Genomic DNA, 25,207 nt, shown 5'->3' on the forward strand with positions numbered 1-25,207 from the left:
GAAAAGTTTAGAGCGCCATGACGATGAGCGAGAAGCTGGCAACGAACATTGCGATGGAGGTGAATGCTGCGATATCACGGATCATGTCAGTCATCGGTCTCTCCTTTACTCGTTATGTTTGCAATTTGTTCCATGTATGTTCCGTTGTCAACAGGAATCTTTTCCTTCTTTCTTGTGTTGGAAACTCCCAGGAAATAGGCGACGAATCGGCTAAAGGGCCGGCGCTCGACGTGATCGGCAGCAGCCTTGCCCTTTCCCGATCCGCCGCAGATCGGTCATGGTGCTCAGGCGGCAGACCTCCTCAGGGCGACTCTTTATTTCCGGCACATGTTCTCTTTTTGTTCTTTACATGCCGCGGCATATTTGCCAGCATCGGGCCGAGAGGAGAATGACATGGTCGATATTGCGATGCTGAACGAATTCGTCGTGGAGGCGAAGGCGGCGACCTATGTCGGCGGCGGCGTGCCGAGCGTACCCTGCCGGCCGGGTGCCCACGATATCGGTTACGAACGCGGCGACTGGCGCTATCTCGACAGCTATTTCGGCGGGACCGATTTTGCCGGACAGGAAGTGGTGTGGTTTGCCGGCGAGCCCGTCTGGGCGATGAATTATTTCGGCTGCGTCATTGCGCCGAAGCTGATCGACGGCGCAGCAGCCGGGACAGTGATCAAGGCTGCACTTTCGGCGATGTATCGCGAGGGCCGGTTTCTTGGCGGGATGGAATTCGACCATCCGTTCGGCCGCTATGTCGACAGCAGCGAAGGCGGCTGCGAGCGGTTCAGCGGCCATGAATGCATCATGGTCGATGGCCAGAAGGCCTATATGCTCGACTATCGCGGCGGGCTGGTCATCCCCTGACAGCGGCCAGCTGCCGGCCGGTTAAAAATGGATTGCGTGCATAACGTCCGGCCGACGAGATCGGCGATAACAGCCCCTCATCCGGCTGCCGCCACCTTCTCCCCGTAAACGGGGCGAAGGGACCAAGCCGCAACCTCTCCGCTCCCACCTCGCTCTCGCAGGGCACGTCCCCTCTCCCCGTTCTTTACGGGGAGAGGGTTAGGTGAGGGGCACGTCGCGAATGGGGCAGCCATGGACCGCAGTCTCAGAAATCAACGACCTTGCCATCGGAGATCGTCACGCGTCGATCCATGCGGCGGGCGAGTTCGTGATTGTGGGTGGCGATGAGGGCAGCAAGGCCGGACTGGCGCACCAGCGCTTCCAGCGCGTCGAAGACGTAGCTTGCCGTTTCGGGGTCGAGATTGCCGGTCGGCTCGTCGGCAAGAAGCAGGGTCGGCGCATTGGCGACGGCGCGGGCAATTGCAACGCGTTGCTGCTCGCCGCCGGAAAGCTCGCCAGGGCGATGCGAGCCACGATGGCCGATGCGCATATAATCGAGAAGCTGGCCGGCCCGCTCGCCGGCTTCCTTCCAGGAAAGCCCGGCGATCAGCTGCGGCATCATGATATTTTCGAGCGCCGAGAATTCCGGCAGCAGGTGGTGGAACTGGTAGACGAAGCCGATTTCGCTGCGGCGGATCGCGGTGCGTTTCTCATCGCTCAGGCCGTCACAGGCATGGCCGTTGATGTTGACTTCACCGCCGTCAGGATGCTCCAGCAGGCCGGCGATATGCAGCAGTGTCGACTTGCCGGTGCCGGAAGGGGCGACGAGAGCGACAGTCTCCCCCTTCGATATCGAAAAGTCTGCGCCCTTCAGGATCGAGAGCAGCGTATCGCCCTGCCCGTAATGGCGCTCGACGCCGGTAAGCTTGAGAACGACGTTGCGTTTCATGAAGGCGGCATTCCTTATTCGTAGCGCAGGGCCTGCACCGGATCGAGCCTGGAGGCACGCCAGGCCGGGAAGATGGTCGCGATGAAGGAGAGCGTCAGCGCCATGACGACGATCGAGATCGTTTCACTCAGATCCATCTCCGCCGGCAGCTGGCTGAGGAAATAGACCTGCGGATTGAAGAGCACGGTGCCTGAAATCCAGGAGAAGAACTGGCGGACGGATTCGATGTTGACGCAGACGAGAACGCCGAGCAGCACACCGGCAATGGTGCCGACAATGCCGATCGCCGCTCCGGTCATGAAGAAGATGCGCATGATCGCACCGGCGCTGGCACCCATGGTGCGCAGGATGGCGATATCGCTGCCCTTGTCCTTCACCAGCATGATCAGGCCGGAGATGATGTTCAGCGCCGCGACGAGCACGATCAGCGTCAGGATCATGAACATGACGTTGCGCTCGACCTGAAGCGCCGAGAAGAAGGTCTGGTTGCGCTGGCGCCAGTCGGTGATGGCGATCTGGCGGCCGGCTGCCTCCTCCACCTTGGGCCTCAGATCGTCGATATCGTCGGGATTGTCGACGAAGAGCTCGATCGACTGCACCAGTCCCTCGGCATTGAAATAGAGCTGCGCTTCCTCGAGCGGCATGAAGATGATCGAGGAGTCATATTCCGACATGCCGATCTCAAAGAGGCCGGAGATCTTGTAGGATTTGATGCGAGGGCTGACGCCCATCGGCGTAATGTCGCCATCCGGTGACGTCAGCGTGATGAGATCGCCAACGCGCAGACCGAGTTGGTCGGCCATGCGGCTGCCGATCAGCACGCCATCGCCGGAGGCATAACCCACCATGTCGCCTGATTTGATGTTGTCGGAGACCGTCTTGAGCTTGGTCAGATCCTCGGCGCGGGCGCCGCGCACCAGAGCGCCGGTGCTGCCGCCGGCTTGGGCTGAGGCGAGCACCTGGCCTTCCACCAGGGGAAGCGCCATCTTGACGCCGGGCACGGCGGCGAGCTTGCTGCTGAGGACAGGATAATCGGTGAAGGGTCCGTCGACCGGCTGCACGATCATGTGCCCGTTGATGCCGAGGATACGCGAGACGAGCTCGGTGCGAAAACCGTTCATCACGGCCATGACGATGATCAGCGTCGCGACGCCGAGCGTAATGCCGACAAAGGAGAAGCCGGCGATCACCGATATGAAGGCCTCCTTGCGGCGGGCGCGCAGATAACGCCACGCCACGAGGCGTTCAAAGGTGGAAAATGGCTTGCCAGCCGGACCCAAGCCGGATTTCGAGCTTCGGTCCACTGCTGCCTCTGCCATTTCGCCTCCGTTTCCTTAAGCCACGAACCGATTGATCGCCGCTTCGATGGTCATCGTTTCGCGGGCGCCGGTCTTGCGGTCCTTCACTTCCACTTCGCCGTTTGCGACCGCACGCGGGCCGGCGATGATCTGGACGGGTACACCGATCAGGTCGGCGGTCGCGAATTTCGTGCCGGCCCGGTCGTCGGTATCGTCGTAAAGCACATCCTTGCCGGCCTTGGTCAGCGCGGCATAGATCAGCTCGCAAGTATCGTCACAGGCCTGATCGCCCGCCTTCATGTTGATCACAACGATATCGAAGGGCGCGACAGATGCCGGCCAGATGATTCCGTTATCATCATGCGATGCTTCGATGATGGCGGGAACAAGGCGTGTCGGGCCGATACCGTAGGAACCCATGTGGACGAAGTGTTCCTTGCCGTCCGGTCCCTGCACTTTCGCGCCCATCGGCTCGGAATATTTCGTGCCGAAATAGAAGATGTGGCCGACCTCGATACCGCGCGCCGACAGGCGGTCGCCCTCGGGAATGGCGTTGAAGGCCGCCTCGTCGTGCATTTCCGAGGTCGCCGCATAGAGCGAGGTCCATTTGTCGAAGATCGCCTGTAGGCCCTCGACACTGTCGAAATCGGTGCGGTCGCCAGGAATATCGAAACCGACGAAATCCTTGTGGCAGAAGACCTCGGATTCGCCGGTGTCGGCGAGGATGATGAATTCATGGCTGAGATTGCCGCCGATCGGGCCGGTGTCGGCGCGCATCGGAATGGCGCGCAGGCCGAGCCGATCGAAGGTTCTGAGATAGGCGGCGAACATCTTGTTATAGGAATGCTCCGCCGCTTCGCGCGTCAGATCGAAGGAATAGGCATCCTTCATCATGAATTCACGCGAGCGCATGGTGCCGAAGCGCGGACGGATCTCGTCACGGAACTTCAGCTGGATATGATAGAGATTGAGCGGCAGGTCCTTGTAGGACTTGACGGAGGAGCGGAAAATATCCGTCACCATCTCTTCGTTGGTGGGGCCGTAGAGCATCGGCCGATCCTGACGGTCCTTGATGCGCAGCATCTCCTTGCCGTAGGCGTCGTAGCGGCCGCTTTCCTGCCAGAGCTCGGCCGATTGCAGGGTCGGCATCGACAGCTCGATGGCACCGGCGCGGTTCTGCTCGTCGCGGATAATGGCGTTGACCTTGTCGAGCACACGCTTGCCAAGCGGCAGCCAGGAATAAATGCCCTGCGACTGCTGACGGATCATGCCGGCGCGGAGCATCAGCCGGTGGGAGACGATTTCCGCCTCCTTGGGGTTTTCCTTAAGGATGGGCATGAAATAGCGGGACAGACGCATGGCGGATTCCGGAGCAGTTGAGATCCCGCAGGGGGCGGAATCGAAAGACCATTGTTAATGTCGGGAGCGTTCATAGCCGCTTCGCGGCAGGAAGGAAACCCGCAACGGATGCCGGCAACCTCCCGGAAGCGCATGTTCGCACCCGCAAAATGAAAGGGCATGAAAAAGCGCGTGTTTATAAGGACTTGAACGAAAATCTTGTCAACAGAAAAATTTTGCTAGAGTGTAGCAAAAATGCAAAAAAAGCTGATGACAAAGCCCAATGTTTGAGCTAGTTTTAGCTCACAAAACAGGCAGGAAGTTAAATTCTTGCCGAATTCGCGGTCAAGTCTTGGGAGGATCAGATCTTAGGCGCGCTCGTCGCAGCCCCGGCAACGGTTACAGATCACGCGATACTTAAAACAAGGCTTTTAGCCTTGTTTTTTTTTGGCTTTTCGGCCTCCATGCCCATCCAAAAATCCGGCCGACTTCCGTTAGGGAATGATCCTCGTTCCGTTACGAGAGCTCTTTGCCGCAACAGTATGACGCCGGTATGACGAAGTTCGCTTTCAATAGGTTTACATCTGCTCAAAGTTTGAGCAAAAGCCATCCCTAATAGAAGCTGGGGCCGAGTTGCGGCAGGGCGTCGAAGCCCCAGCCGAAATAGGTGTCACAAACATACCAGAGGCCGTAGACCAAGGCCGAAATCAGCGTCGTCAGCGAAAACACGAAAGCGGCCCGAAACCGGGTGGGCGCGCTTGGAACGGTGCCGAGCACGACGTCGTTGTCGTCCGCCTGGGTGCGCAGGCCGATCGGCAGGACGGCAAAAAGCGTCATCCACCAGATGATGAAGTAGACGGCAAATCCCTGAAGAAAGATCTGGAGCATTACGGTTCCCGTTGGTGTCGCGCTGCTGCATTCCTTAAATCGGAATCGATTTAAGGAATGCAGCAATTTTAATTGTTACAGCGTCCTTTGCGCGTCTTAAAATACACGCGGCGCTGTAATGTCGCGTCCTTATACGGCGGAATGGCGACCAACTCAAAGAGGTGCCGTCTTCGGGTCACTCTGCCGCAGCAGGGCTTAAGCCTGTTCGAGTTCGATCAACGTGCCGAAGAAATCCTTGGGATGCAGAAAGAGCACCGGCTTGCCATGCGCGCCGGTTTTCGGCTGGCCGTCGCCGAGCACCCTTGCGCCCGCCTCTACCAGCCGGTCTCGGGCAAGAAGGATATCGTCCACCTCATAGCAGATGTGGTGCATGCCGCCGGACGGGTTCTTTTCGAGGAAGGCTGCGATCGGCGAGGCAGCCCCGAGCGGCTGCAGCAATTCGACCTTGGTGTTCGGCAATTCGACGAAAACGACGGTGACGCCGTGCTCAGGCAGAGCCTGCGGCTGCGATACGGCGGCACCCAGCGTATCGCGGTAGGCCGCCGTCGCCGCGGCCAGATCGGGCACGGCAATGGCGATATGATTGACTCGGCCGAGCATGGTCAGACCTTGGTCACGAAGGCGGTGACGACGGGCTTCTTGCCCCAGGCTTGGTTCGCAGCCGAGCGGATGGCCCGGCGCACGGCCTCCTGCAGCATGTCGATATCCTTGCGGCGGGCGCGCGGAATGCTTTCGATGGCGCTGATCGCGGCGTCGAAGAGCGTATCTTCCATCTCCTCGCCCTCGTCGTCATAGACCGGCAGGCCGATCGAAACGAGATCGGGATCGCCGACGATGTCATAGCGGGCGTCGAGCACAACGTTGACTGCGACATGGCCGACATAGGAGAGCTTCTTGCGCTCGCCGATACCCATCTCGTCGAAATCGCCGATCAGCGTGCCGTCTTTATAAATCCGGCCATGCGGCGCCTCACCGATCACCTCGACGGGACCGGGCGCCAGCCGCAGGATATCGCCGTTGCGCACGCGTGGCACCAGGGCGATGCCGGATTGCTCGGCAAGTTCCTTGTGCGCCGTCAGATGCGTGGCCTCGCCATGCACCGGCACGACGATCTTCGGCCGCGTCCACTCGTACATCCGCTGCAGCTCGTTGCGCCGCGGATGGCCGGAAACGTGGACCAGCGCCTCGGTATCGGTGATGATGTGCACACCTTGCTCGACGAGGCCGTTCTTGATGTCCTGGATCGCCTTCTCGTTGCCGGGAATGGCGCGCGAAGAAAAGACGACGATATCGCCTGCCGCAAACGCCACGTTGCGCATCTCGTCGCGAGAGAGCTTGGCAAGGGCTGCCCGCGACTCGCCCTGGCTGCCGGTCAGGATGACGACGACCTTGTCGCGCGGGATGTAGCCGTATTCGTCCTCGGAGATGAAGGGTTTTACGCCTTCCATCAGGCCGATGTCCTGGGCAACGTTGACGACGCGCTTCAGCGAACTGCCGAGCAGCAGCACTTCGCGGCCTGCCGCCTCGGCAGCCTCGGCAACGGTGCGGATTCGCCCGACATTCGACGAAAAGGTGGTGATCGCCACCCGGCCCTCGGCATTCTCGATGATCTTGCGCAGGCTTTCCGACACATCCTTCTCAGAGGGCGAAACACCGTCGCGCAGCGCATTGGTGGAATCGCACATCAGCGCCAGCACGCCCTCGTCACCGAGCTGGCGGAAACGTGCCTCATCAGTCAGGGGTCCGAGCGAGGGCTCGTGGTCGATCTTCCAGTCGCCGGTATGGATGACATTGCCGACCGGCGTGCGGATCATCAGCGACATCGGCTCGGGGATCGAATGGTTGACCGCCACACCCTCGATGCTGAAGGGGCCGACATTGATCGTATCGCCTGCCTTGAACGGCGTCACCGGCACTTCGCCGATCGTCGCCTTCTCGAAATTACGCTTAGCTTCGAGCAGACCGGCGGTAAAACCAGAGGCATAGACCGGTACGTTGAGCCCAGGCCAGAGGTCGGCGAGCGCACCATAATGGTCTTCATGCGCATGGGTGATGATGATCGCCTTGAGGTTCTTTCGTTCGCTGGCGAGGAAGCGGATATCGGGCAGCACGAGGTCGACACCCGGCAGGTCGGGGCCGGGAAACGTGACGCCGCAATCGACCATGATCCACTGGCGATGCTCGGGCGGGCCGTAGCCATAGAGAGCGAGATTCATGCCAATCTCACCGACACCGCCCAGAGGCAGGAATACCAGTTCGTCCTGTTTCGCCATAATTTTCGTTTGTTCCGCTATCCAAAAAACACATCACCGGCAGCAATGGGCATTATCCTGCCAGTGCCGGTATCGAGCATCAACAAGCCATTATCATCAATTCCGGCGAATTGTCCGGAAATCGATCGGTCCGGCAAATTCACCGTAATCTTTTCGCCGATGCCGCAGGCGATGGCGCGCCAGAGCGCCGTGATCTCGCCGATGCCGCGGCCCTCGTCCCAAATTTCAAGCACTTCCGCCGTCGCGGCGAAGAGATGCGCGAAGAGTTCCTCCGGCGACGCCGCACTTCCCTGCTGGCGTAGGCAGGTGACGGGGTAGAGCGGATTGTCCGGCATCACGGAGATATTGATGCCAATGCCGACGATCAGCGCGTAACGTCCGTCCGGCAGCCCCTCGCCTTCGACGAGAATGCCGCAGGTCTTCTTTCGACCGATGAGAATATCGTTCGGCCATTTGACCTCGAGCGGTTCGGCGCCGAGTGGCAGCACCCTGCGGATCGCCTGGTGCACGGCAACGGCGATCGCCAGCGGCAGCGAGCCCAGGCGCTCCATCGGCGCCGGGTCGATCAGAAGAAGGGAAGCGTAGAGATTGCCGCGCTCGGAAACCCAGAGCCTGCCGCGGCGGCCGCGGCCGCCCGTCTGCCTCTCGGCGGTCACCCAGAGATTGCCGCCATCGCCCGCCCGAGCCCGGGCGAGGCATTCGCTGTTGGTGGATGATGTTTCCGACAGAGCCTCGTGCCTGAAATCGCCGAGCGATATCCGGCGCCGTCCGTCGGAAGCCATCAAAAGAGCGTCGCAGCGGCAAGCTCTGCCGCGCCGCCGATCGGGCCGCCGATGAGGACATAGGCGGTGACGAAGAGACCGGAGAGACCGAAGACAAGACGCAGAGCACCGGAGACACGGGCGAACTCGCCGGTCGCCTCATCGAACCACATCAGCTTGATGACACGCAGATAATAGTAGGCGCCGACGACAGAGGCGAGAACGCCGATGATGGCGAGCGCATAGAGCTTGGCTTCGATGGCGGCGACGAAGACGAAGTATTTCGCGAAGAAGCCGGCGAGCGGCGGGATGCCGGCAAGCGAGAACATCAGCGCCGTCAGCACCACGGCCATGAACGGGTTCGTCGTGGAAAGGCCGGCGAGATCGTTGACCTCCTCGACGACGGTGCCGTCCTTCCGGCGCATCGACATGATGATCGCAAAGCTGCCGAGCGTCATGACCATGTAGATGACCATGTAAAGCATGACGCCGGTGACGCCGGTCTGGTTGCCGGCGGCAAGGCCGACCAGCGCATAACCCATGTGGCCGATCGAGGAATAGGCCATCAGTCGCTTGATGTTCTTCTGGCCGATCGCGGCAAACGAACCGAGCAGCATTGAGGCGATCGAGATGAAGACGACGACCTGCTGCCAGTCCGCCAGAACCGGCTGGAAGGCGGTGATGACGATGCGGGTCATCATCGCCATGGCAGCAACCTTGGGTGCTGCGGCAAGGAAGGCGGTGACCGGTGTCGGCGCGCCTTCATAAACGTCCGGCGTCCACATGTGGAAGGGAACGGCCGAGATCTTGAAGGCGATGCCGGCGAGGATGAAGACAAGGCCGAAGATGAGGCCGAGCGAACGCGCGCCCTCGACGGACAGCGCCTGGGCGATTTCAGAGAAGTGGGTGTGGCCGGTGAAGCCATAGACGAGCGACATGCCATAGAGCAGCATGCCGGACGAAAGCGCGCCGAGGACGAAATATTTCAGGCCGGCTTCGGTCGACTTCAGGCTGTCGCGGTTGATCGCGGCGACGACATAAAGCGCCAGCGACTGCAGTTCTAGCGCCAGATAGAGCGAGATCAGGTCGTTGGCCGAGATCATCAGCAGGATGCCGAGGGTCGCAAGCACCAGGAGAACCGGGAACTCGAACTTGTCGAGCTGATTTTCGCGGGCGTGGCCGATCGACATGAACATGGCGACCAGCGAACCGATCAGCGCCACCAGCTTCATGAAGCGCGAGAAGCCGTCGGCCATGTAGACCCCGCCATAGCCAAGGCCTTCTGCGGGCACGAAGAGCAGCCACAGGCCGGAGGCCAGGAGCAGGACGATGGCGAGCCCGGTGACGACAAGGCCCGACCGCTCGCCTGAGAAGACGCCGACCATCAACAGGACAAGGGCGCCGACCGCGAGGATGAGCTCCGGCGCGGAAAGATGCAGACTGAGGAGAATTGTTTCAGCGGTCATGTCCAATAAGTCCCGTCATCATTTCATAGACAGCGCAACATTCTGCGCTGCGTGCACGGCGGCCGTGTAGTTGTTGACCAGCAGATCCACCGAGGCGGCCGTCGCATCGAAGACCGGAGCCGGATAAACGCCGAAGAAGATGGTCAGCGCAACCAGCGGGTAGAGGATCAGCTGTTCGCGCGGCGAAAGATCGAGCAGCGCCTTCAACTTTTCCTTTTCCAGCGCGCCGAAGATCACCCGGCGATAAAGCCAGAGCGCGTAGGCGGCCGAGAGGATGACGCCGGTGGCGGCAAAGAGCGCCACCCAGGTGTTGACCCGGAAGACGCCGATCAGCGTCAGGAATTCGCCGACGAAGCCCGACGTGCCGGGAAGCCCGACATTGGCCATGGTGAAGACCATCATCGCCACGGCATATTTCGGCATGTTGTTGACGAGGCCGCCATAGGCGTTGATCTCGCGGGTGTGGGTACGGTCGTAGACGACGCCGACGCAGAGGAAGAGCGCGCCGGAGACGATGCCGTGCGAGAGCATCTGGAAGATCGAGCCCTGAACGCCCTGCATGTTGGCGGCAAAGATGCCCATGGTCACGTAGCCCATGTGCGCCACGGAGGAGTAGGCGATCAGCTTCTTGATATCGTCCTGCATCATCGCCACCAGAGAGGTGTAGATGATGGCGATGACGGACAAGGCGAAGACGAGCGGCGCGAAATAATCGGACGCGACCGGGAACATGCCGAGCGAGAAACGGATGAGACCGTAGCCGCCGAGCTTCAAGAGAACGCCGGCGAGGATCACCGAGCCTGCCGTCGGCGCCTGAACGTGGGCATCGGGAAGCCAGGTATGGACCGGCCACATCGGCATCTTCACCGCGAAGGAGGCGAAGAAGGCTAGCCATAACCAGGTCTGCAGCGCCGGCGGGAACTTATAGGCGAGCAGCGCGGTGATATCGGTCGTGCCGGCCTGCCAGTACATCGCCATGATGGCGAGCAACATCAGCACCGAGCCGAGCAGCGTATAGAGGAAGAACTTATAGCTCGCATAGACGCGGTCCTTGCCGCCCCAGACACCGATGATCAGGAACATCGGAATGAGGCCCGCCTCGAAGAAGACGTAGAACAGTACGATATCGAGCGAGACGAAGACGCCGATCATCATCGTTTCGAGGATGAGGAAGGCGATCATATATTCCTTCAGGCGCTTCTCGATCGAGAGCCAGCTCGCCAGCACACAGAAGGGCATGAGAAAGGTCGACAGGATGACGAACAGCATCGAGATGCCGTCGACGCCGACGTGGTAGCCGATGCCGGTGCCGAGCCAGTTATGCTTCTCGACCATCTGGAAGCCTGGATTGGCGTTGTCAAAGCCGGTCCAGATGAAGAGCGAGACGACGAAGGTGAAGACGGTGGTGATCAGCGAGATCCACAGCACGTTCTTCCGGCCGGTTTCGCTCTCGCCGTTCATCAATAGCAGGAGCACCACGCCGACCAGCGGCAGGAAGGTGACCGTTGAAAGAATAGGCCAATCGGTCATCAGAAGGAACTCCCGAGCATCATCCAGGTAACGAGCGCCGCAATGCCGATCAGCATGGCGAAGGCGTAGTGATAGAGGTAACCGGTCTGCAGGCGCACCACGCGATCGGTGACGGCGACGACGCGGGCGGCGACACCGTTCGGGCCGTAGGTGTCGATGACGCCGACATCACCCTTCTTCCACAAGAAGCGACCGAGCGCCTTGGCTGTGCGGACGAAGAGGAAGTCGTAGAGCTCGTCGAAATACCACTTGTTGAGCAGGAACTGGTAGAGCACGCGGTGCTGCTGCGCCAGGATGCGCGGCGTCTGCGGCGAGCGGATATACATGTACCAGGCGGTGACGAAGCCGAGCACCATGGCGATGAACGGGCTCAAAGCCACGAGTGCCGGCACATGGTGGAACTCTTCGACCAGTTCGTTCTCGGCGCCGGTAAAGAGCGCACCCTTCCAGAACTCGGCATATTCCTCGCCGTAGAACCGGCCCTCGAAGATCACGCCCGCAAGCACCGCGCCGATCGCCAGCAGATAGAGCGGCACAAGCATGACCTGCGGCGACTCGTGGACGTGGTGCATGACCTCATGCGAAGCGCGTGGCTTGCCGAAGAAGGTCATGAAGATTAGGCGCCAGGAATAGAAGCTGGTGAACAGAGCCGCAATGACCAGCAGCGAGAAGGCGAAGCCCGAGACCGGCGAATGCGATGCATAGGTCGCCTCGATGATCACGTCCTTGGAGAAGAAGCCGGCAAAGCCGATCGGCGTGAAGGGAATGCCGACGCCGGTGATCGCCAGCGTGCCAATGATCATCAGCCAGAACGTCACCTTGATGTGCGGCCGCAGGCCGCCCATGTAGCGCATGTCCTGCTCGCCATCGACGGCGTGGATGACCGAGCCGGCGCACAGGAAGAGCAGCGCCTTGAAGAAGGCATGCGTGAAGAGATGGAAGATCGCCGCGCCATAGGCCCCTACCCCGAGCGCCACGAACATGTAGCCGAGCTGCGAGCAGGTGGAATAGGCGATGACGCGCTTGATGTCGTTCTGCACGAGGCCGACGGTTGCCGCGAAGAAGGCGGTGATCGCGCCGATCACGGTGACGACGACAAGCGCATCGTGCGACAGTTCGAAGAGCGGCGACATGCGGGCGACGAGGAAGACGCCGGCGGTGACCATGGTGGCGGCATGGATGAGGGCCGAGACCGGGGTCGGGCCTTCCATCGCGTCAGGCAGCCAGGTGTGCAGCAGGAACTGCGCCGACTTGCCCATAGCGCCCATGAAGAGCAGCAGGCAAATGCCGGTCAGCGCATGCGCCTTGTCGAGCTGCATGCCGAAGAGGTTGAGGATCACCTCGCCTGCTTCGCCGGCGCCCTCATGCGGGGCGAAGTTCGAGGCATTGGCGAAGATCGTGTCGAGGTTGATCGAGCCGAACAGCACGAAGACGCCGGCAATGCCGAGCACGAAGCCGAAGTCGCCGACGCGGTTGACGATGAAGGCCTTCATCGCCGCGGCCGTCGCCGACGGCTTCTTGAACCAGAAGCCGATCAGCAGATAGGAGGCGAGACCGACGCCTTCCCAGCCGAAGAACATCTGGGCAAGGTTGTCAGCGGTCACCAGCATCAGCATGGCGAAGGTGAAGAGCGAGAGATAGGCGAAGAAGCGCGGACGATGCGGATCGGTATGCATGTAGCCGATCGAATAGACATGCACCAGCGTCGAGACCGTGTTGACGACGATCAGCATGACTGAAGTCAGCGTATCCACACGCAGCGACCACGAGACGTCAATGCCGCCGGACTGGATCCAACGCAGCACCTCGACCTTGATCGGGCCGCCTTCGGCATGGCCCATGCCGACAGAGAAGAAGACAACCCAGGACAGGATGGCGGCGATGATCATCAGGCCGCTGGTGACATATTCCGAAGCCTTGGCGCCGATGGCGCGGCCGAAAAGGCCGGCGACGATCGCACCGATCAAGGGAAGAAAGACGATAGCCTTATAGAGGAACATGAGCCACTCAGCCCTTCATCATATTGACGTCTTCGACCGCGATCGAGCCGCGGTTGCGGTAGAAGACAACGAGAATTGCAAGACCGATCGCCGCTTCGGCAGCCGCGACCGTCAGGATGAACAGCGCGAAGACCTGGCCGACGATGTCGTTCAGGAAATGGGAGAAGGCGACCATGTTGATGTTGACGGCAAGCAGGATCAGTTCGATCGACATCAGGATGACGATGACGTTCTTCCGGTTGAGGAAGATGCCGAAGACGCCGAGCGTGAAGAGGATGGCGCTGACCGTCAGGTAGTGGGAAAGTCCGATGACCATGTTCTTTGTTCCTTGACCTGCCTTTAGACGCCCTGCCCGGGCTTGACCGAGACCACCTCGACGGCGGTGGCGGGCGTGCGGGCAACCTGCCGGGGAATATTCTGCCGCTTGATGTTGGTGCGATGCCGCAGCGTAAGCACGATCGCACCGATCATGGCGACCAGGAGCACCAGACCGGCGATCTGGAAGAAATAGACGTAGTTTGTATAGAGCACGTCGCCGAGGGCAGCCGTATTGGTGCGCTCGCTCAGCGCCGGGATCGGCATGGCGACGGACTTGGCGATCTCCGGCGAGATGACGCTGCCGCCGATGACGACGATCAGTTCGGCCGCCAGGATCACCCCGATCAGCCCGCCGATCGGCGCATATTCGAGAACCCCTGCCCTCAGTTCGGTGAAGTCGATATCGAGCATCATCACCACGAAGAGGAAGAGAACGGCGACGGCACCGACATAGACGACGAGCAGGATCATCGCCAGGAATTCGGCACCGGCCAGCAGGAAGAGGCCGGCCGCGTTGAAGAATACCAGGATCAGGAACAGAACTGAGTGAACCGGGTTCTTCGCCCAGATGACCATGAACGCCGACGCCACCGCGACAAAGGCGAAAAGATAGAAAAATAGAGCCTGCAGACCCATGTTGGTGCCTTTTTCATCTTCCCCCGGGCAGCCGGGAGTTTTTCTGCCCGATAGAACTTTGCGCGGCTGACCGGCAAAACTCCTGTGCATATTGACCGCGACCGAAGCGCTCAAGCTCCATTACGGCATTTCAAAACTCGATCAGCGGTACGGCGAGTCGATCGCGATGTTGCGGGCGATCTCGCGCTCCCACCGGTCTCCGTTATCCAGAAGCCGCGCCTTGTCGAAATAGAGCTCTTCGCGGGTTTCCGTCGCGAATTCGAAATTCGGGCCTTCGACGATCGCGTCGACCGGGCAGGCTTCCTGGCAGAAACCGCAATAGATGCACTTCACCATGTCGATGTCGTAACGCACCGTACGGCGCGTGCCGTCGTTGCGGCGGGGACCTGCCTCGATGGTGATCGCCTGGGCAGGACAGATCGCCTCGCAGAGCTTGCAGGCGATGCAGCGTTCCTCGCCATTCGGATAACGGCGCAGCGCATGCTCGCCGCGGAAACGCGGGGAGACCGGGCCCTTTTCGAAGGGATAGTTGATCGTCGCCTTCTGGCGGAAGAAATAGCGCATCGACAGAAAGAACGCGCCGACGAACTCCTTGAGAAACAGTGAGCTGATGGAGCCGGACAAGCTAGCCATCTTCAACCTCCAATTTTGCCGAAAACGAGAGCGGGCATCATCATGCCCAACCCGTCAGTTTCAGCACGAATGCAACGATGACGACCATGGCGAGCGACAGCGGCAGGAAAACTTTCCAGCCGAGGCGCATGAGCTGGTCGTAGCGGTAGCGCGGAACGAAGGCCTTGACCATCGCGAACATGAAGAACACCAGGCAGGCCTTCAGCGTGAACCAGATGATGCCTGGGACCCAGTTGAGGATCCAGATATCGACCGGGGGCAGCCAGCCTCCGAGGAAGAGGATCGTCGTCAGCGCACACATCAGGCAGACGGCCGCATATTCGCCGAGCATGAACATCATGTATGGCGAGGAGCCGTATTCGACCATGAAGCCGGCAACGAGTTCCGATTCCGCTTCCGGAAGGTCGAAGGGCGGACGGTTCGTCTCGGCAAGTGCCGAAATGAAGAAGATGATGAACATCGGGAAAAGCGACAGCCAGTGCCAGTCGAGGAACGACGCCGGCAGGCCGAGCATGGTGCCAACGCCGGTATGCTGCGCATTGACGATATCGGTCAGGTTCAGCGAGCCGACGCAGAGAAGCACGGTGACGATGACGAAGCCGATCGAGACTTCATAGGACACCATCTGCGCCGCCGAACGCAGCGCGCCGAGGAACGGATACTTCGAGTTCGAAGCCCAGCCGCCCATGATGATGCCGTAAACCTCGAGCGAGGAAATCGCGAAAATATAGAGGATGCCGACATTGATGTTGGCGATCACCCATCCGTCGGCCAGCGGCACCACCGCCCAGGTGGACAGCGCCAGAAGCACCGTCACCAGCGGGGCCAGCAGGAACACCGCCTTGTTGGCGCCGGCCGGAATGATCGGCTCCTTGAAGACGAACTTCAGAAGGTCGGCGAAGGACTGGAACAGGCCGAAGGGACCGACGACGTTCGGGCCGCGGCGCAGCTGCACGGCCGCCCAGATCTTGCGGTCGGCGAGCAGCACGTAGGCGATGAAGACGAGCAGGCAGACGAGAAGCAGCAGCGACTGACCGATCATGATGATCGCCGGCCAGACATAGGTCGAAAAGAAAGAATCCATAGTCCCCTGCCCTTACTCTGCCGCGACTTTGAAGTTGTTGCGGGCCAATGCCGAGCACTCCGCCATGACAGCCGAGGCACGCGCTATCGGGTTCGTCAAATAGAAGTCTTTCACCGGCGACGCAAACCCGGATTTGTTCATCTTGCCGGCTTTTTTCGCAACTGCGGCAATTTGGGCGCTATCGGTTTCAGCGATCTCGTCGATGGCAGCGAAATGCGGGAAAGCGGCATAGAGCCGGACGCGCAATTCGCTGAGCGAATCGAAGGGAAGCTTCTTGCCGAGCACGTCGGAAAGGGCACGGATGATCGCCCAGTCCTCGCGGGCGTCACCCGGCGCAAAACCTGCGCGGTTGCCCATCTGGACGCGGCCTTCGGTATTGACCCAGGTGCCGGACTTTTCGGTATAGGCTGCGGCCGGCAGGATGACGTCGGCATGATGCGCGCCGTTATCGCCATGCGAGCCGATATAGACGGTGAGCTTGGCCTTCTTGACGGTGAAGTCGAGTTCGTCTGCACCGAGCAGGAAGAGCACGTCCATCGCGCTCAGCATCTCGGCGGCATTGACGCCCTTGGCGCCCGGCACGAAGCCGAGGTCGAGGCCGCCGACACGCGAGGCAGCGGTATGGAGGACGGCAAAGCCGTTCCAGCCTTCGACGACCGCACCGACCGCGCCGGCAAGCTTGGCGGCACTGGCGAGAACGCCGGCGCCATCGGTGCGCGACAGCGCGCCCTGGCCGATGATGATCATCGGCTTGGCTGCGTTCTTCAGCACGTCCGCGAAGGCGTGGGTGCCGTCGACCAGATCCTTCAGCGTGTCGGGACCGCCGCCGAGGTAATCATAGTTGTAGCGCAGTTCGCCCGGCTCGCCGATCACGCCGATCGGGAACTTGCCGCGGCGCCAGCGCTTGCGGATGCGGGCGTTGAGGATGGCTGCCTCGAAGCGCGGATTGGCGCCGATGATCAACAGCGCATCGGCCTGGTCGATGCCCGATATGGTCGGGTTGAAGAGGTAGCTTGCACGGCCGAGCGACGGATCGAGTGCCGCCCCATCCTGGCGACAGTCGAGATTGACCGACCCCAGCGACTTCACCAGTTCGGAGAGCGCATACATTTCCTCGACGGAAGCAAGGTCGCCGGCGATTGCGCCGATCTTGTCGCCCGAGGTGGCGCCGACGGCGGCCTTGATGGCGCCAAAGGCTTCGGCCCAAGTGGCGGGCTGCAAGCGGCCGTCGCGGCGAACATAGGGCCGGTCGAGGCGCTGGGTCTTCAGGCCGTCCCAGATGAAGCGGCTCTTGTCGGAAATCCACTCCTCGTTGATCGCCTCATTGACGCGCGGCAGGATACGCATGACCTCACGGCCACGGGTGTCGACGCGGATCGCCGAACCGACGGCATCCATGACGTCGATCGATTCGGTTTTGTTCAGCTCCCACGGGCGCGCGGTGAAGGCGAAGGGCTTCGAGGTGAGCGCCCCGACCGGGCAAAGGTCGACGACGTTGCCCTGCAGCTCGGAGGTCATCGCCTGTTCGAGATAGGTGGTGATCTCGGCATCCTCGCCGCGGCCGATCAGGCCGAGTTCGGAAATGCCGGCGACCTCGGTGGTGAAGCGGACGCAGCGCGTGCAGTGGATGCAGCGGTTCATCACCGTCTTGACGAGCGGGCCGATATACTTGTCCTCGACGGCGCGCTTGTCTTCCTGATAGCGCGAGGTGTCGATGCCGAAAGCCATCGCCTGGTCCTGCAGGTCGCATTCGCCGCCCTGGTCGCAGATCGGGCAATCGAGCGGATGGTTGATCAGCAGGAATTCCATCACGCCTTCGCGGGCCTTCTTGACCATCGGGGTGTTGGTGAAGACCTCAGGCAATTCGCCGTTCGGGCCGCCGCGGATATCGCGCACGCTCATGGCGCAGGAAGCCTGCGGCTTCGGCGGGCCGCCCTTCACCTCGACAAGGCACATGCGGCAATTGCCGGCAACCGACAGGCGCTCATGGAAGCAGAAGCGCGGAACCTCGGCACCGGCATCTTCGCACGCCTGCAATAGCGTGAAATGATCCGGAACTTCGATCTCGTTGCCGTCAATCTTCAGTTTTGCCATCGTCGCTCAGTCCTGTTTCCCGTTTGCCTGATGACGGCAAACAAACCTATTTTTGCAGCACTCTCATTGCCAAGCCGGATCTTTCGTCCAGCCGACATCTGATGTCGCCCAAATTCTCTATCGCGCGTTCCAGACCCGGAACCCGCACCGGCATCTTGAGGCCCCCGCCCGTCCGCCGATCTGCCCATTTTCCCGGCCGATTGAAACGGCCGGACAGTTCATTTCTTTCTGCGGCCCCGCCCTGCCAGAATTTTCGCCTGACCGGTCCAGTCGTCACGGCCGATACGGCCGTTGAAGCCGAGCTCGGCGTCGAACCGGGCGATTTCCTCGTCGGTCCAGGCGGCGATCGCAGCGAAGCTACGAATGCCCTTGGCGTTCAGCACCTGCTCCAGTTTTGGGCCGATGCCGGCGATCAGCTTGAGATCGTCGGCCTTAACAGCCCGCGCAACCGGTTTCGCCTTCACGGCCGGCTTCGGCTGGCCGGGCTTCGTCTGGCTGACTGACTTCGTTTGGCTGACGGGCTTCGTCTGGCTGGCTGGGATCGGCTCGCTGACCGGCTTGACGACCGTCAGTGTCGGCCCTGCCTTCTTCTCTGCCGCCGGCTTGGTGAAAGCCTTGACGGCAGGGCGAATATTCTCCGGCCGGATATCGACATCGGGCGCCGGCTCGTCCGGCGGCGTGTCATCGAGGGCGGCAGCGACCTTGCTGGTGGTTTCCAGCGCGCTCTGCCAGGCCCCGAAGAAGGCGCCGGCCATCTGCGTCGAGAAACCGAAGCCGATCGCCGTTGCGGCGGCAAAGGCTGCAGCCGGATGCGCCATCAGCGGATGCACCGGCATTGCCTGTGCATTTTCAAGCATCTCGGCGGCAAGGCGGCCGAAACCCGCCGCGAAATCGGCGGCCTCTTCGTTTTTCCTACCCTTGGATGCAATGTCCGCCATGATTATTCAGCCGCCTCCAGAACCGCGCCGTGATCAAGCGCGCTTGCCGTATACTGGTCGATGCGCTTTTCGATCTCGGGACGGAAGTTACGGATCAGACCCTGCACCGGCCATGCGGCGGCGTCGCCGAGCGCACAGATGGTATGGCCTTCGATCTGCTTCGTTACCTGGAACAGCATGTCGATTTCGCGCTTCTGGGCATTGCCCTTGGCCATGCGTTCCATCACGCGCCACATCCAGCCCGTGCCTTCGCGGCAGGGCGTGCACTGGCCGCAGCTCTCATGCTTGAAGAAGGCGGAGATACGGGCGATCGCCTTGATGACGTCGGTGGACTTGTCCATAACGATCGCGGCGGCCGTGCCGAAGGAAGATCCGACGCCGCGCAGGCCGTCGAAATCCATCGGGCAGTCGATGATGTCCTTGGCCGGAACGATCGGGCAGGATGCTCCGCCGGGAATGACGGCAAGTAGGTTGTCCCAGCCGCCGCGGATGCCGCCGGCATGGCGGTCGACCAGTTCGCGGAAGGTGATGCCCATTTCCTCTTCGACCGTGCACGGCTTGTTGACGTGACCGGAGAGCATGAACAGCTTGGTGCCGACATTGTTCGGACGGCCGATGGCCGAAAACCAGCCGGCGCCGCGGCGCAGGATTGTCGGCGCGACAGCGATCGATTCGACGTTGTTGACCGTCGTCGGGCAGCCGTAGAGGCCCATATTGGCCGGAAACGGCGGCTTCAGGCGCGGCTGGCCCTTTTTGCCTTCGAGGCTTTCGAGCAGCGCGGTTTCCTCGCCGCAGATATAGGCGCCGGCACCGTGATGGACGAAGATGTCCATGTCCCAGCCGAGCTTGTTGTTCTTGCCGAGCAGGCCATAATCATAGCATTCGTCGATCGCCGCCTGCAGCGCTTCGCGCTCGCGGATATATTCGCCGCGCACATAAATATAGGCCGCATTGGCGCCCATCGCGAAGCTGGCAACGACGCAGCCTTCGATCAGCGTATGCGGATCGTGGCGCATGATGTCGCGGTCTTTGCAGGTGCCGGGTTCCGATTCGTCGGCGTTGACGACGAGATAATGCGGGCGGCCATCGCTTTCCTTCGGCATGAAGGACCATTTGAGTCCCGTGGGGAAACCGGCGCCGCCACGGCCGCGAAGGCCAGACGCCTTCATCTCGTTGATGATCCAGTCGCGGCCCTTTTCGAGGATCTGCTTGGTGCCGTCCCAATGGCCGCGGCTCATCGCGCCCTTCAGGGACTTGTCCTTAAGGCCGTAGATGTTGGTAAAGATGCGGTCTTTATCTTGTAACATGCTTCACCTCTTACCGCGGCTTCTTGCCGAAGACCTTGATATATTCCGCTTCCCCGCCCTTGGCGAGCGCCTTGGCCTGCTTGACCCAGTCATCGCGCTCGATGCGGCCGCGGAAATTCAGATAGCCGTCGACCCATTCGCGTTCGGCCTTCTTCCAGCCTGCGACCTGCGCAAAGGTGAAGATGCCGATTTCGTTCAACGTTGCCTCGATCTTCGGGCCGACACCCGAGATCATCTTCAGATCGTCCGCGGCGGCGGGCTTTTCGATGCCGGCCGGACGGTTCTTGTCGGTCAGAGCAGGCTTTGCCGTCGGAGCGGCTTCGGCCTTGACGGCAGCCTTCGGCGCCGGCTCGGCAGCCGCAGTGCCGGAGACCGGCTGCTCCTCGGCTGCCTTGGCGTTTTTCGCCGCCGCCTTCGGCGCCGTTGCCGGCGTCTTCAGGGCCGGGTTGGTCTCGGCATCCGTGCTCTTCGGGCGAGCCGCCTCGGAGGGCGGAACCGGCGCGGCGTCGACCGGAGCCGACACGGTTTCGGCATCGGCCTTCTTGGCGCGCGCCCTTGTCTTCGGCTCTTCGGTCGTCAGCGAGGTCGGGCCGCCTTCAGGCGCGGAGAATATCCGGTCGATCTGGGTGCCCGGCTTGATGCTGGCGCCATTGCCGGCGGCAAAAACGTCGATGATCTCTTCGAGACGCTCAGGCGTCAGATCCTCATAGGTGTCCTTGCCGATCATCACCATCGGCGCATTGACGCAGGCCCCGAGACATTCGACCTCTTCCCAGGACAGCGTGCCTTCCGCATTGCGCTCGAAGGCATGAGCATGGATCTTGCTCTTGCAGACCGACATCAGCGCTTCCGAGCCGCGCAGCATGCAGGGCGTCGTGCCGCAGACCTGCACATGGGCGCGGGTGCCGACCGGATGCAGCTGGAATTGCGTATAGAAGGTCGCGACCTCGAGCACGCGGATATAGGCCATATCAAGCATGTCGGCGATCTTTTCGATCGCGGCACGCGTGACCCAGCCGTCTTGCTCCTGCGCCCGCATCAACAGCGGGATGACCGCCGATTGCTGGCGGCCGGCGGGGTATTTCTGGATCGTCTTGTCCGCCCAGACCGCATTGTCATCGCTGAAGGCGAATGCGGCAGGCTGGAATTGATCTTCGGCTAATCGACGAACGGACATTCTTTCTCACGCCTTGTCAGTTTAGGGTTCCACACCGCGAAGCGGTCAAAGACTGCATTTCGCAGGCATAGGCCGACTGGTCTTTTTGCATAAACACCACGAATTTGCTGCCGTTCGGAATGGCAGCCTTGATCTGATAGCCCTTGGACAAAAGCTCGCCCATGGACGATTGCTGCGCCGGCGGCGTCTCCTCCTTGTGCCCCAGCGGCGTGCCAAGGCTATCGGACTCCTGAGCCGAAACCCCGGATGCCGAAAGAAGGATTGCGACGGCCAGCGGCAGAAGCTGCATCAGCGGTCCACCTCGCCGAAGACGATGTCGAGCGAGCCGAGGACAGCCGCGACATCGGCAAGCTGGTGGCCGCGGCACATGAAGTCCATCGCCTGCAGATGGGCGTAACCAGGGGCGCGGATCTTGCAGCGATAGGGCTTGTTGGTGCCGTCGGAGACGAGATAGACGCCGAACTCGCCCTTCGGCGCCTCGACGGCGGCGTAAACCTCGCCAGCCGGCACGTGGTAGCCTTCGGTATAGAGTTTGAAGTGGTGGATCAGCGCTTCCATCGAGCGCTTCATCTCGCCGCGCTTCGGCGGCACGACCTTGCCGTCGATCGACGAGAAGGGACCGGTCCTGGCATCCGAGAGCAGGCGGTTGACGCATTGCTTCATGATGCGGACCGATTCGCGCATCTCGATCATGCGGATCAGATAGCGGTCGTAGTTGTCGCCATTCTTGCCGATCGGGATGTCGAATTCGAGATCGGAATAACATTCATAGGGCTGGGCGCGACGCAGATCCCAGGCCGCACCCGAACCGCGCACCATGACGCCGGAAAAGCCCCAAGCCCAGCACTCCTCCAGCGAGACGACGCCGATATCGACGTTGCGCTGCTTGAAGATGCGGTTGCCGGTCAGCAGGTTGTCGATGTCGTCGAGCGCCTTCAGGAACGGGTCGCACCAGGCGCCGATATCCTGCACGAGCTGTTCGGGCAGGTCCTGGTGGACGCCGCCCGGACGGAAATAGGCGGCGTGCATGCGCGAACCGCTGGCGCGCTCATAGAACACCATCAGCTTTTCGCGCTCTTCGAAGCCCCAGAGCGGCGGCGTCAGCGCGCCGACGTCCATGGCCTGCGTCGTGACGTTCAGGAGGTGCGACAGGATGCGGCCGATTTCCGAATAGAGAACGCGGATCAGCTGGCCGCGAATCGGGATCTCAATGCCGAGCAGCTTTTCGACGGCCATCGCATAGGCATGTTCCTGGTTCATCGGCGCGACGTAGTCGAGGCGATCGAAATAGGGCACGGCCTGCAGATAGGTCTTGGTCTCGATCAGCTTCTCGGTGCCGCGATGCAAAAGGCCGATATGCGGATCGACCCGCTCCACAATTTCGCCGTCAAGCTCCAGGACAAGACGAAGAACGCCATGCGCCGCCGGATGCTGCGGTCCGAAGTTGATGTTGAAGTTGCGGACGTTATGTTCGGTCATTTGCAACGCGCTCCGCTATTGCAGGCATAAGCCAGTGGGCAATAGGCAATAGTGTAGTTTTCGATTCTCATGTTCGTTCCGTCCATCCTGCAGGCGGCGAATGAGCGACCACAGCATCTTTCCTACTTCTGCGATCAAGGAAAGCGCCAACTGGGTTTGCGACACCGTGGCAATTTCTATTCGCGTCGAGAGTATCAGATGCGTTTCCAACTCCTTCAAAGACCCTTGGGCAATTTTCAAGTGGTGCACGTAGGCACCCGTTGATTCGCGTCCGTAACCTTCCGCGATGTTTGCCGCAATGGACGCTGCCGAACGTCTTACCTGGGAGGTAAGGCCATAAATTTCCTCTTTTGGAAATTCCTTTGTGAGGCCGTAACATTCAACCGCAAGATCCATGGAGCGCTGCCACACCTTAAGATCCTGATAGGAATTAATCGCCGTCGCCATTCTCCCTTGTCACTACTGCCTGCTGGCTTCTGCCTGATGCCTAAGACTACTGCTTCGCCTTTTCGTCACCAGGGAGAACATATTCAGTTCCTTCCCAAGGCGACATGAAGTCGAAATTGCGGAATTCCTGTTTCAGTTCAACCGGCTCGTAGACGACGCGCTTTGCCGCGTCGTCGTAGCGTACTTCGACGAAGCCGGTGGTCGGGAAGTCCTTGCGCAGCGGATGGCCTTCGAAGCCGTAGTCGGTCAGGATGCGGCGCAGGTCCGGATGGCCGGTGAAGAGCACGCCGTACATGTCCCAGGTCTCGCGCTCGAACCAGTCGGCGCCGGGATAGACGGGGCAGGCCGACGGAACCGGCGTATCTTCATCCGTTGCGACCTTGACGCGGATGCGCAGGTTCTTCTTCGGCGACAGCAGGTGGTAGACGACGTCGAAACGCAGCTCGCGCTGCGGCCAGTCGACCCCGCAAATATCGATCAGGTTGACGAAACCGCATTTGGCGTCGTCGCGCAGAAAGGTCAGCAGCGCGACCAGGTTTTCACCGGTTGTCGTCAGCGTCAGCTCGCCATACTTCATCTGCGATGCGGCGATCAGGTTGCCGCGCGCTTCGCCAAGGTAGGACGCAAGCTCAGTCAGGGCTTCACTCATATGCCTTGTCCTTAACCCTTAGCGTTCGATCGTGCCGGTACGCCGGATCTTCTTCTGCAGCAGAAGCACGCCGTAAAGCAGCGCCTCTGCCGTGGGGGGACAGCCCGGCACGTAGATGTCGATCGGCACGATGCGGTCGCAGCCGCGCACCACCGAATAGGAATAGTGATAATAGCCGCCGCCATTGGCGCAGGAGCCCATCGAGATGACATAACGCGGCTCGGGCATCTGGTCGTAGACCTTGCGGAGCGCCGGTGCCATCTTGTTGGTCAACGTGCCGGCGACGATCATCACGTCGGACTGGCGCGGCGAAGCGCGCGGTGCAAAACCGAAGCGCTCGACGTCATAACGCGGCATCGACAGCTGCATCATTTCGACGGCGCAGCAGGCAAGACCGAAGGTCATCCACATCAGCGAGCCGGTGCGGGCCCAGTTGATCAGCTCATCGGTCGAGGTGACGAGGAACCCCTTGTCGGCAAGCTCATTGTTGATCTCGCCGAAAAATGGGTCGTTGCTGCCGATCGGCTTGCCGGTCGAGGGATCGATAATCCCCTTCGGCTGCTGCGCAACAAGCGGCTGATTGCTCACAGGGGCTACTCCCATTCCAGGGCTCCCTTCTTCCATTCATAGATAAAGCCGATGGTCAGCACGAGAAGGAAGACCATCATGGACCAGAAGCCGAACCAGCCGATGGCGCCGAAGGAGACGGCCCAGGGGAAGAGGAAGGCGACTTCGAGGTCGAAGATGATGAAGAGGATCGACACGAGGTAGAAACGGATGTCGAACTTCATGCGGGCGTCGTCGAAAGCGTTGAAGCCGCATTCGTAAGCCGAGAGCTTTTCCGAATCGGGCGCTTTGAAAGCCACGGCGAACGGCGCGATGAGCAGCGCCAGGCCGATGACAAGCGCAATAGCAATGAAGATAGCGATTGGAATATAAGAACTGAGCAGTTCAGTCATCATGTTCATCCCTGCTTGCCGGAGACGCCAGGCGGCGCATTTGGGCAAATGCCCGGCAAGCGAACGTGCGTTGCAACAAGCCGTGGTTAGCGCAGCCGAGGCCCCGGCGCAAGACTTTTACAGAGGCAATTCGACGCGTGTCGCGC

Annotated in this window: 26 protein-coding genes; 2 read left to right on the forward strand and 24 right to left on the reverse strand. The window is 60.9% G+C overall.

Annotated features, from left to right (window positions below; translation table 11 throughout):
* The first annotated feature begins 23 nt into the window (after positions 1 to 23).
* Both OIU37_RS10600 and OIU37_RS10605 read left to right on the forward strand, forming a co-directional pair.
* Positions 24 to 392 (forward strand): hypothetical protein, encoded by a 369-nt coding sequence (locus tag OIU37_RS10600; protein ID WP_264257494.1) that lies wholly within the window; start codon positions 24 to 26, stop codon positions 390 to 392.
* A 1-nt stretch (position 393) separates the two neighbouring features.
* Positions 394 to 858 carry a DUF5680 domain-containing protein gene (locus tag OIU37_RS10605; protein ID WP_264257495.1) on the forward strand — a complete coding sequence of 155 codons (465 nt, stop codon included), beginning with the start codon at positions 394 to 396 and terminating at the stop codon, positions 856 to 858.
* Between the two features lie 244 nt (positions 859 to 1,102).
* On the opposite strand, the gene OIU37_RS10610 is transcribed toward OIU37_RS10605, so the two are convergent.
* The 24 genes from OIU37_RS10610 to OIU37_RS10725 all read right to left on the reverse strand — a co-directional run bounded on the left by OIU37_RS10610 (position 1,103) and on the right by OIU37_RS10725 (position 25,061).
* Positions 1,103 to 1,786, reverse strand: a complete 684-nt coding sequence (locus OIU37_RS10610; protein WP_264257496.1) for an ABC transporter ATP-binding protein — start codon at positions 1,784 to 1,786, stop codon at positions 1,103 to 1,105.
* Between the two features lie 14 nt (positions 1,787 to 1,800).
* Positions 1,801 to 3,105: a lipoprotein-releasing ABC transporter permease subunit gene (locus tag OIU37_RS10615; protein ID WP_171600866.1), complete on the reverse strand. Its 1,305-nt coding sequence runs from the start codon at positions 3,103 to 3,105 to the stop codon at positions 1,801 to 1,803.
* Positions 3,106 to 3,120: 15 nt separating this feature from the next.
* A complete protein-coding gene (gene proS / locus OIU37_RS10620) occupies positions 3,121 to 4,443 on the reverse strand; it encodes a proline--tRNA ligase (protein WP_264257497.1) in 1,323 nt (440 codons plus the stop codon).
* Positions 4,444 to 5,034: 591 nt separating this feature from the next.
* Entirely contained in the window at positions 5,035 to 5,310 is a 276-nt protein-coding gene (locus tag OIU37_RS10625) for a DUF1467 family protein (RefSeq protein ID WP_003547401.1), read from the reverse strand.
* Positions 5,311 to 5,505: 195 nt separating this feature from the next.
* Positions 5,506 to 5,910, reverse strand: a complete 405-nt coding sequence (mce, locus tag OIU37_RS10630; protein ID WP_180693217.1) for a methylmalonyl-CoA epimerase — start codon at positions 5,908 to 5,910, stop codon at positions 5,506 to 5,508.
* 2 nt (positions 5,911 to 5,912) lie between these two features.
* Positions 5,913 to 7,583, reverse strand: coding sequence for a ribonuclease J (locus OIU37_RS10635; protein ID WP_264257498.1), 1,671 nt, complete (start codon positions 7,581 to 7,583; stop codon positions 5,913 to 5,915).
* Between the two features lie 17 nt (positions 7,584 to 7,600).
* A complete protein-coding gene (locus tag OIU37_RS10640; RefSeq protein ID WP_163878474.1) occupies positions 7,601 to 8,365 on the reverse strand; it encodes a biotin--[acetyl-CoA-carboxylase] ligase in 765 nt (254 codons plus the stop codon).
* A complete protein-coding gene (nuoN, locus tag OIU37_RS10645; protein WP_264257499.1) occupies positions 8,365 to 9,810 on the reverse strand; it encodes an NADH-quinone oxidoreductase subunit NuoN in 1,446 nt (481 codons plus the stop codon). The genes OIU37_RS10640 and nuoN overlap by 1 nt, the downstream gene beginning before the upstream one ends.
* Positions 9,811 to 9,828: 18 nt before the next feature.
* Complete coding sequence (locus tag OIU37_RS10650; RefSeq protein WP_171600869.1) at positions 9,829 to 11,340, reverse strand: NADH-quinone oxidoreductase subunit M; 1,512 nt, start codon at positions 11,338 to 11,340, stop codon at positions 9,829 to 9,831.
* Complete coding sequence (nuoL, locus tag OIU37_RS10655; RefSeq protein WP_264257500.1) at positions 11,340 to 13,340, reverse strand: NADH-quinone oxidoreductase subunit L; 2,001 nt, start codon at positions 13,338 to 13,340, stop codon at positions 11,340 to 11,342. Before nuoL ends, OIU37_RS10650 begins: the two co-directional genes overlap by 1 nt.
* A gap of 7 nt (positions 13,341 to 13,347) precedes the next feature.
* Complete coding sequence (nuoK, locus tag OIU37_RS10660; RefSeq protein ID WP_027685143.1) at positions 13,348 to 13,656, reverse strand: NADH-quinone oxidoreductase subunit NuoK; 309 nt, start codon at positions 13,654 to 13,656, stop codon at positions 13,348 to 13,350.
* A 23-nt stretch (positions 13,657 to 13,679) separates the two neighbouring features.
* On the reverse strand, positions 13,680 to 14,294 hold the full coding sequence (locus OIU37_RS10665) for an NADH-quinone oxidoreductase subunit J (RefSeq protein WP_033180330.1): 615 nt from the start codon (positions 14,292 to 14,294) through the stop codon (positions 13,680 to 13,682).
* Positions 14,295 to 14,435: 141 nt separating this feature from the next.
* Complete coding sequence (gene nuoI, locus OIU37_RS10670) at positions 14,436 to 14,927, reverse strand: NADH-quinone oxidoreductase subunit NuoI (protein WP_003547385.1); 492 nt, start codon at positions 14,925 to 14,927, stop codon at positions 14,436 to 14,438.
* Between the two features lie 40 nt (positions 14,928 to 14,967).
* Positions 14,968 to 16,011, reverse strand: a complete 1,044-nt coding sequence (gene nuoH / locus OIU37_RS10675; protein ID WP_264257502.1) for an NADH-quinone oxidoreductase subunit NuoH — start codon at positions 16,009 to 16,011, stop codon at positions 14,968 to 14,970.
* 12 nt (positions 16,012 to 16,023) lie between these two features.
* Positions 16,024 to 18,105 carry an NADH-quinone oxidoreductase subunit NuoG gene (nuoG, locus tag OIU37_RS10680; protein WP_171600871.1) on the reverse strand — a complete coding sequence of 694 codons (2,082 nt, stop codon included), beginning with the start codon at positions 18,103 to 18,105 and terminating at the stop codon, positions 16,024 to 16,026.
* Between the two features lie 218 nt (positions 18,106 to 18,323).
* Positions 18,324 to 19,043: a 5' DNA nuclease gene (locus tag OIU37_RS10685; RefSeq protein WP_264257503.1), complete on the reverse strand. Its 720-nt coding sequence runs from the start codon at positions 19,041 to 19,043 to the stop codon at positions 18,324 to 18,326.
* 2 nt (positions 19,044 to 19,045) lie between these two features.
* Positions 19,046 to 20,350 (reverse strand): NADH-quinone oxidoreductase subunit NuoF, encoded by a 1,305-nt coding sequence (gene nuoF, locus OIU37_RS10690; RefSeq protein ID WP_003558451.1) that lies wholly within the window; start codon positions 20,348 to 20,350, stop codon positions 19,046 to 19,048.
* 10 nt (positions 20,351 to 20,360) lie between these two features.
* Positions 20,361 to 21,527 (reverse strand): NADH-quinone oxidoreductase subunit E, encoded by a 1,167-nt coding sequence (locus OIU37_RS10695; RefSeq protein WP_264257504.1) that lies wholly within the window; start codon positions 21,525 to 21,527, stop codon positions 20,361 to 20,363.
* 16 nt (positions 21,528 to 21,543) lie between these two features.
* Entirely contained in the window at positions 21,544 to 21,816 is a 273-nt protein-coding gene (locus OIU37_RS10700; RefSeq protein WP_025394095.1) for a hypothetical protein, read from the reverse strand.
* A complete protein-coding gene (locus OIU37_RS10705) occupies positions 21,816 to 23,006 on the reverse strand; it encodes an NADH-quinone oxidoreductase subunit D (protein ID WP_025394094.1) in 1,191 nt (396 codons plus the stop codon). The genes OIU37_RS10700 and OIU37_RS10705 overlap by 1 nt, the downstream gene beginning before the upstream one ends.
* 15 nt (positions 23,007 to 23,021) lie before the next feature.
* Positions 23,022 to 23,453, reverse strand: coding sequence for a four helix bundle protein (locus OIU37_RS10710; RefSeq protein WP_264257505.1), 432 nt, complete (start codon positions 23,451 to 23,453; stop codon positions 23,022 to 23,024).
* Between the two features lie 46 nt (positions 23,454 to 23,499).
* Complete coding sequence (locus OIU37_RS10715; RefSeq protein ID WP_003558447.1) at positions 23,500 to 24,102, reverse strand: NADH-quinone oxidoreductase subunit C; 603 nt, start codon at positions 24,100 to 24,102, stop codon at positions 23,500 to 23,502.
* A gap of 18 nt (positions 24,103 to 24,120) precedes the next feature.
* Positions 24,121 to 24,705, reverse strand: a complete 585-nt coding sequence (locus OIU37_RS10720; protein WP_003547368.1) for an NADH-quinone oxidoreductase subunit B family protein — start codon at positions 24,703 to 24,705, stop codon at positions 24,121 to 24,123.
* Positions 24,696 to 25,061: an NADH-quinone oxidoreductase subunit A gene (locus OIU37_RS10725; RefSeq protein ID WP_010055493.1), complete on the reverse strand. Its 366-nt coding sequence runs from the start codon at positions 25,059 to 25,061 to the stop codon at positions 24,696 to 24,698. Before OIU37_RS10725 ends, OIU37_RS10720 begins: the two co-directional genes overlap by 10 nt.
* Positions 25,062 to 25,207: the final 146 nt, after the last annotated feature.

Origin of the sequence: Rhizobium sp. BT-226 (assembly GCF_025847085.2) — a bacterium.
Taxonomy (GTDB): Bacteria; Pseudomonadota; Alphaproteobacteria; order Rhizobiales; family Rhizobiaceae; genus Rhizobium; species Rhizobium sophorae.

What these genes read in the sequence shown, in the direction of transcription:
- OIU37_RS10710 (WP_264257505.1), bottom strand. Translation starts at nt 23,453, where the DNA reads ATGGCGACGGCGATTAATTCCTATCAGGATCTTAAGGTGTGGCAGCGC.
- OIU37_RS10650 (WP_171600869.1), bottom strand. Translation starts at nt 11,340, where the DNA reads ATGACCGATTGGCCTATTCTTTCAACGGTCACCTTCCTGCCGCTGGTC.
- OIU37_RS10705 (WP_025394094.1), bottom strand. Translation starts at nt 23,006, where the DNA reads ATGACCGAACATAACGTCCGCAACTTCAACATCAACTTCGGACCGCAG.
- mce (WP_180693217.1), bottom strand. Translation starts at nt 5,910, where the DNA reads ATGCTCGGCCGAGTCAATCATATCGCCATTGCCGTGCCCGATCTGGCC.
- proS (WP_264257497.1), bottom strand. Translation starts at nt 4,443, where the DNA reads ATGCGTCTGTCCCGCTATTTCATGCCCATCCTTAAGGAAAACCCCAAG.
- OIU37_RS10605 (WP_264257495.1), top strand. Translation starts at nt 394, where the DNA reads ATGGTCGATATTGCGATGCTGAACGAATTCGTCGTGGAGGCGAAGGCG.
- nuoG (WP_171600871.1), bottom strand. Translation starts at nt 18,105, where the DNA reads ATGGCAAAACTGAAGATTGACGGCAACGAGATCGAAGTTCCGGATCAT.
- OIU37_RS10635 (WP_264257498.1), bottom strand. Translation starts at nt 7,583, where the DNA reads ATGGCGAAACAGGACGAACTGGTATTCCTGCCTCTGGGCGGTGTCGGT.
- nuoK (WP_027685143.1), bottom strand. Translation starts at nt 13,656, where the DNA reads ATGGTCATCGGACTTTCCCACTACCTGACGGTCAGCGCCATCCTCTTC.
- OIU37_RS10715 (WP_003558447.1), bottom strand. Translation starts at nt 24,102, where the DNA reads ATGAGTGAAGCCCTGACTGAGCTTGCGTCCTACCTTGGCGAAGCGCGC.
- nuoL (WP_264257500.1), bottom strand. Translation starts at nt 13,340, where the DNA reads ATGTTCCTCTATAAGGCTATCGTCTTTCTTCCCTTGATCGGTGCGATC.
- nuoI (WP_003547385.1), bottom strand. Translation starts at nt 14,927, where the DNA reads ATGGCTAGCTTGTCCGGCTCCATCAGCTCACTGTTTCTCAAGGAGTTC.
- OIU37_RS10665 (WP_033180330.1), bottom strand. Translation starts at nt 14,294, where the DNA reads ATGGGTCTGCAGGCTCTATTTTTCTATCTTTTCGCCTTTGTCGCGGTG.
- nuoN (WP_264257499.1), bottom strand. Translation starts at nt 9,810, where the DNA reads ATGACCGCTGAAACAATTCTCCTCAGTCTGCATCTTTCCGCGCCGGAG.
- OIU37_RS10615 (WP_171600866.1), bottom strand. Translation starts at nt 3,105, where the DNA reads ATGGCAGAGGCAGCAGTGGACCGAAGCTCGAAATCCGGCTTGGGTCCG.
- nuoH (WP_264257502.1), bottom strand. Translation starts at nt 16,011, where the DNA reads ATGGATTCTTTCTTTTCGACCTATGTCTGGCCGGCGATCATCATGATC.
- OIU37_RS10625 (WP_003547401.1), bottom strand. Translation starts at nt 5,310, where the DNA reads ATGCTCCAGATCTTTCTTCAGGGATTTGCCGTCTACTTCATCATCTGG.
- OIU37_RS10700 (WP_025394095.1), bottom strand. Translation starts at nt 21,816, where the DNA reads ATGCAGCTTCTGCCGCTGGCCGTCGCAATCCTTCTTTCGGCATCCGGG.
- OIU37_RS10685 (WP_264257503.1), bottom strand. Translation starts at nt 19,043, where the DNA reads ATGGCGGACATTGCATCCAAGGGTAGGAAAAACGAAGAGGCCGCCGAT.
- nuoF (WP_003558451.1), bottom strand. Translation starts at nt 20,350, where the DNA reads ATGTTACAAGATAAAGACCGCATCTTTACCAACATCTACGGCCTTAAG.
- OIU37_RS10725 (WP_010055493.1), bottom strand. Translation starts at nt 25,061, where the DNA reads ATGACTGAACTGCTCAGTTCTTATATTCCAATCGCTATCTTCATTGCT.
- OIU37_RS10720 (WP_003547368.1), bottom strand. Translation starts at nt 24,705, where the DNA reads ATGGGAGTAGCCCCTGTGAGCAATCAGCCGCTTGTTGCGCAGCAGCCG.
- OIU37_RS10610 (WP_264257496.1), bottom strand. Translation starts at nt 1,786, where the DNA reads ATGAAACGCAACGTCGTTCTCAAGCTTACCGGCGTCGAGCGCCATTAC.
- OIU37_RS10640 (WP_163878474.1), bottom strand. Translation starts at nt 8,365, where the DNA reads ATGGCTTCCGACGGACGGCGCCGGATATCGCTCGGCGATTTCAGGCAC.
- OIU37_RS10695 (WP_264257504.1), bottom strand. Translation starts at nt 21,527, where the DNA reads ATGTCCGTTCGTCGATTAGCCGAAGATCAATTCCAGCCTGCCGCATTC.
- OIU37_RS10600 (WP_264257494.1), top strand. Translation starts at nt 24, where the DNA reads ATGAGCGAGAAGCTGGCAACGAACATTGCGATGGAGGTGAATGCTGCG.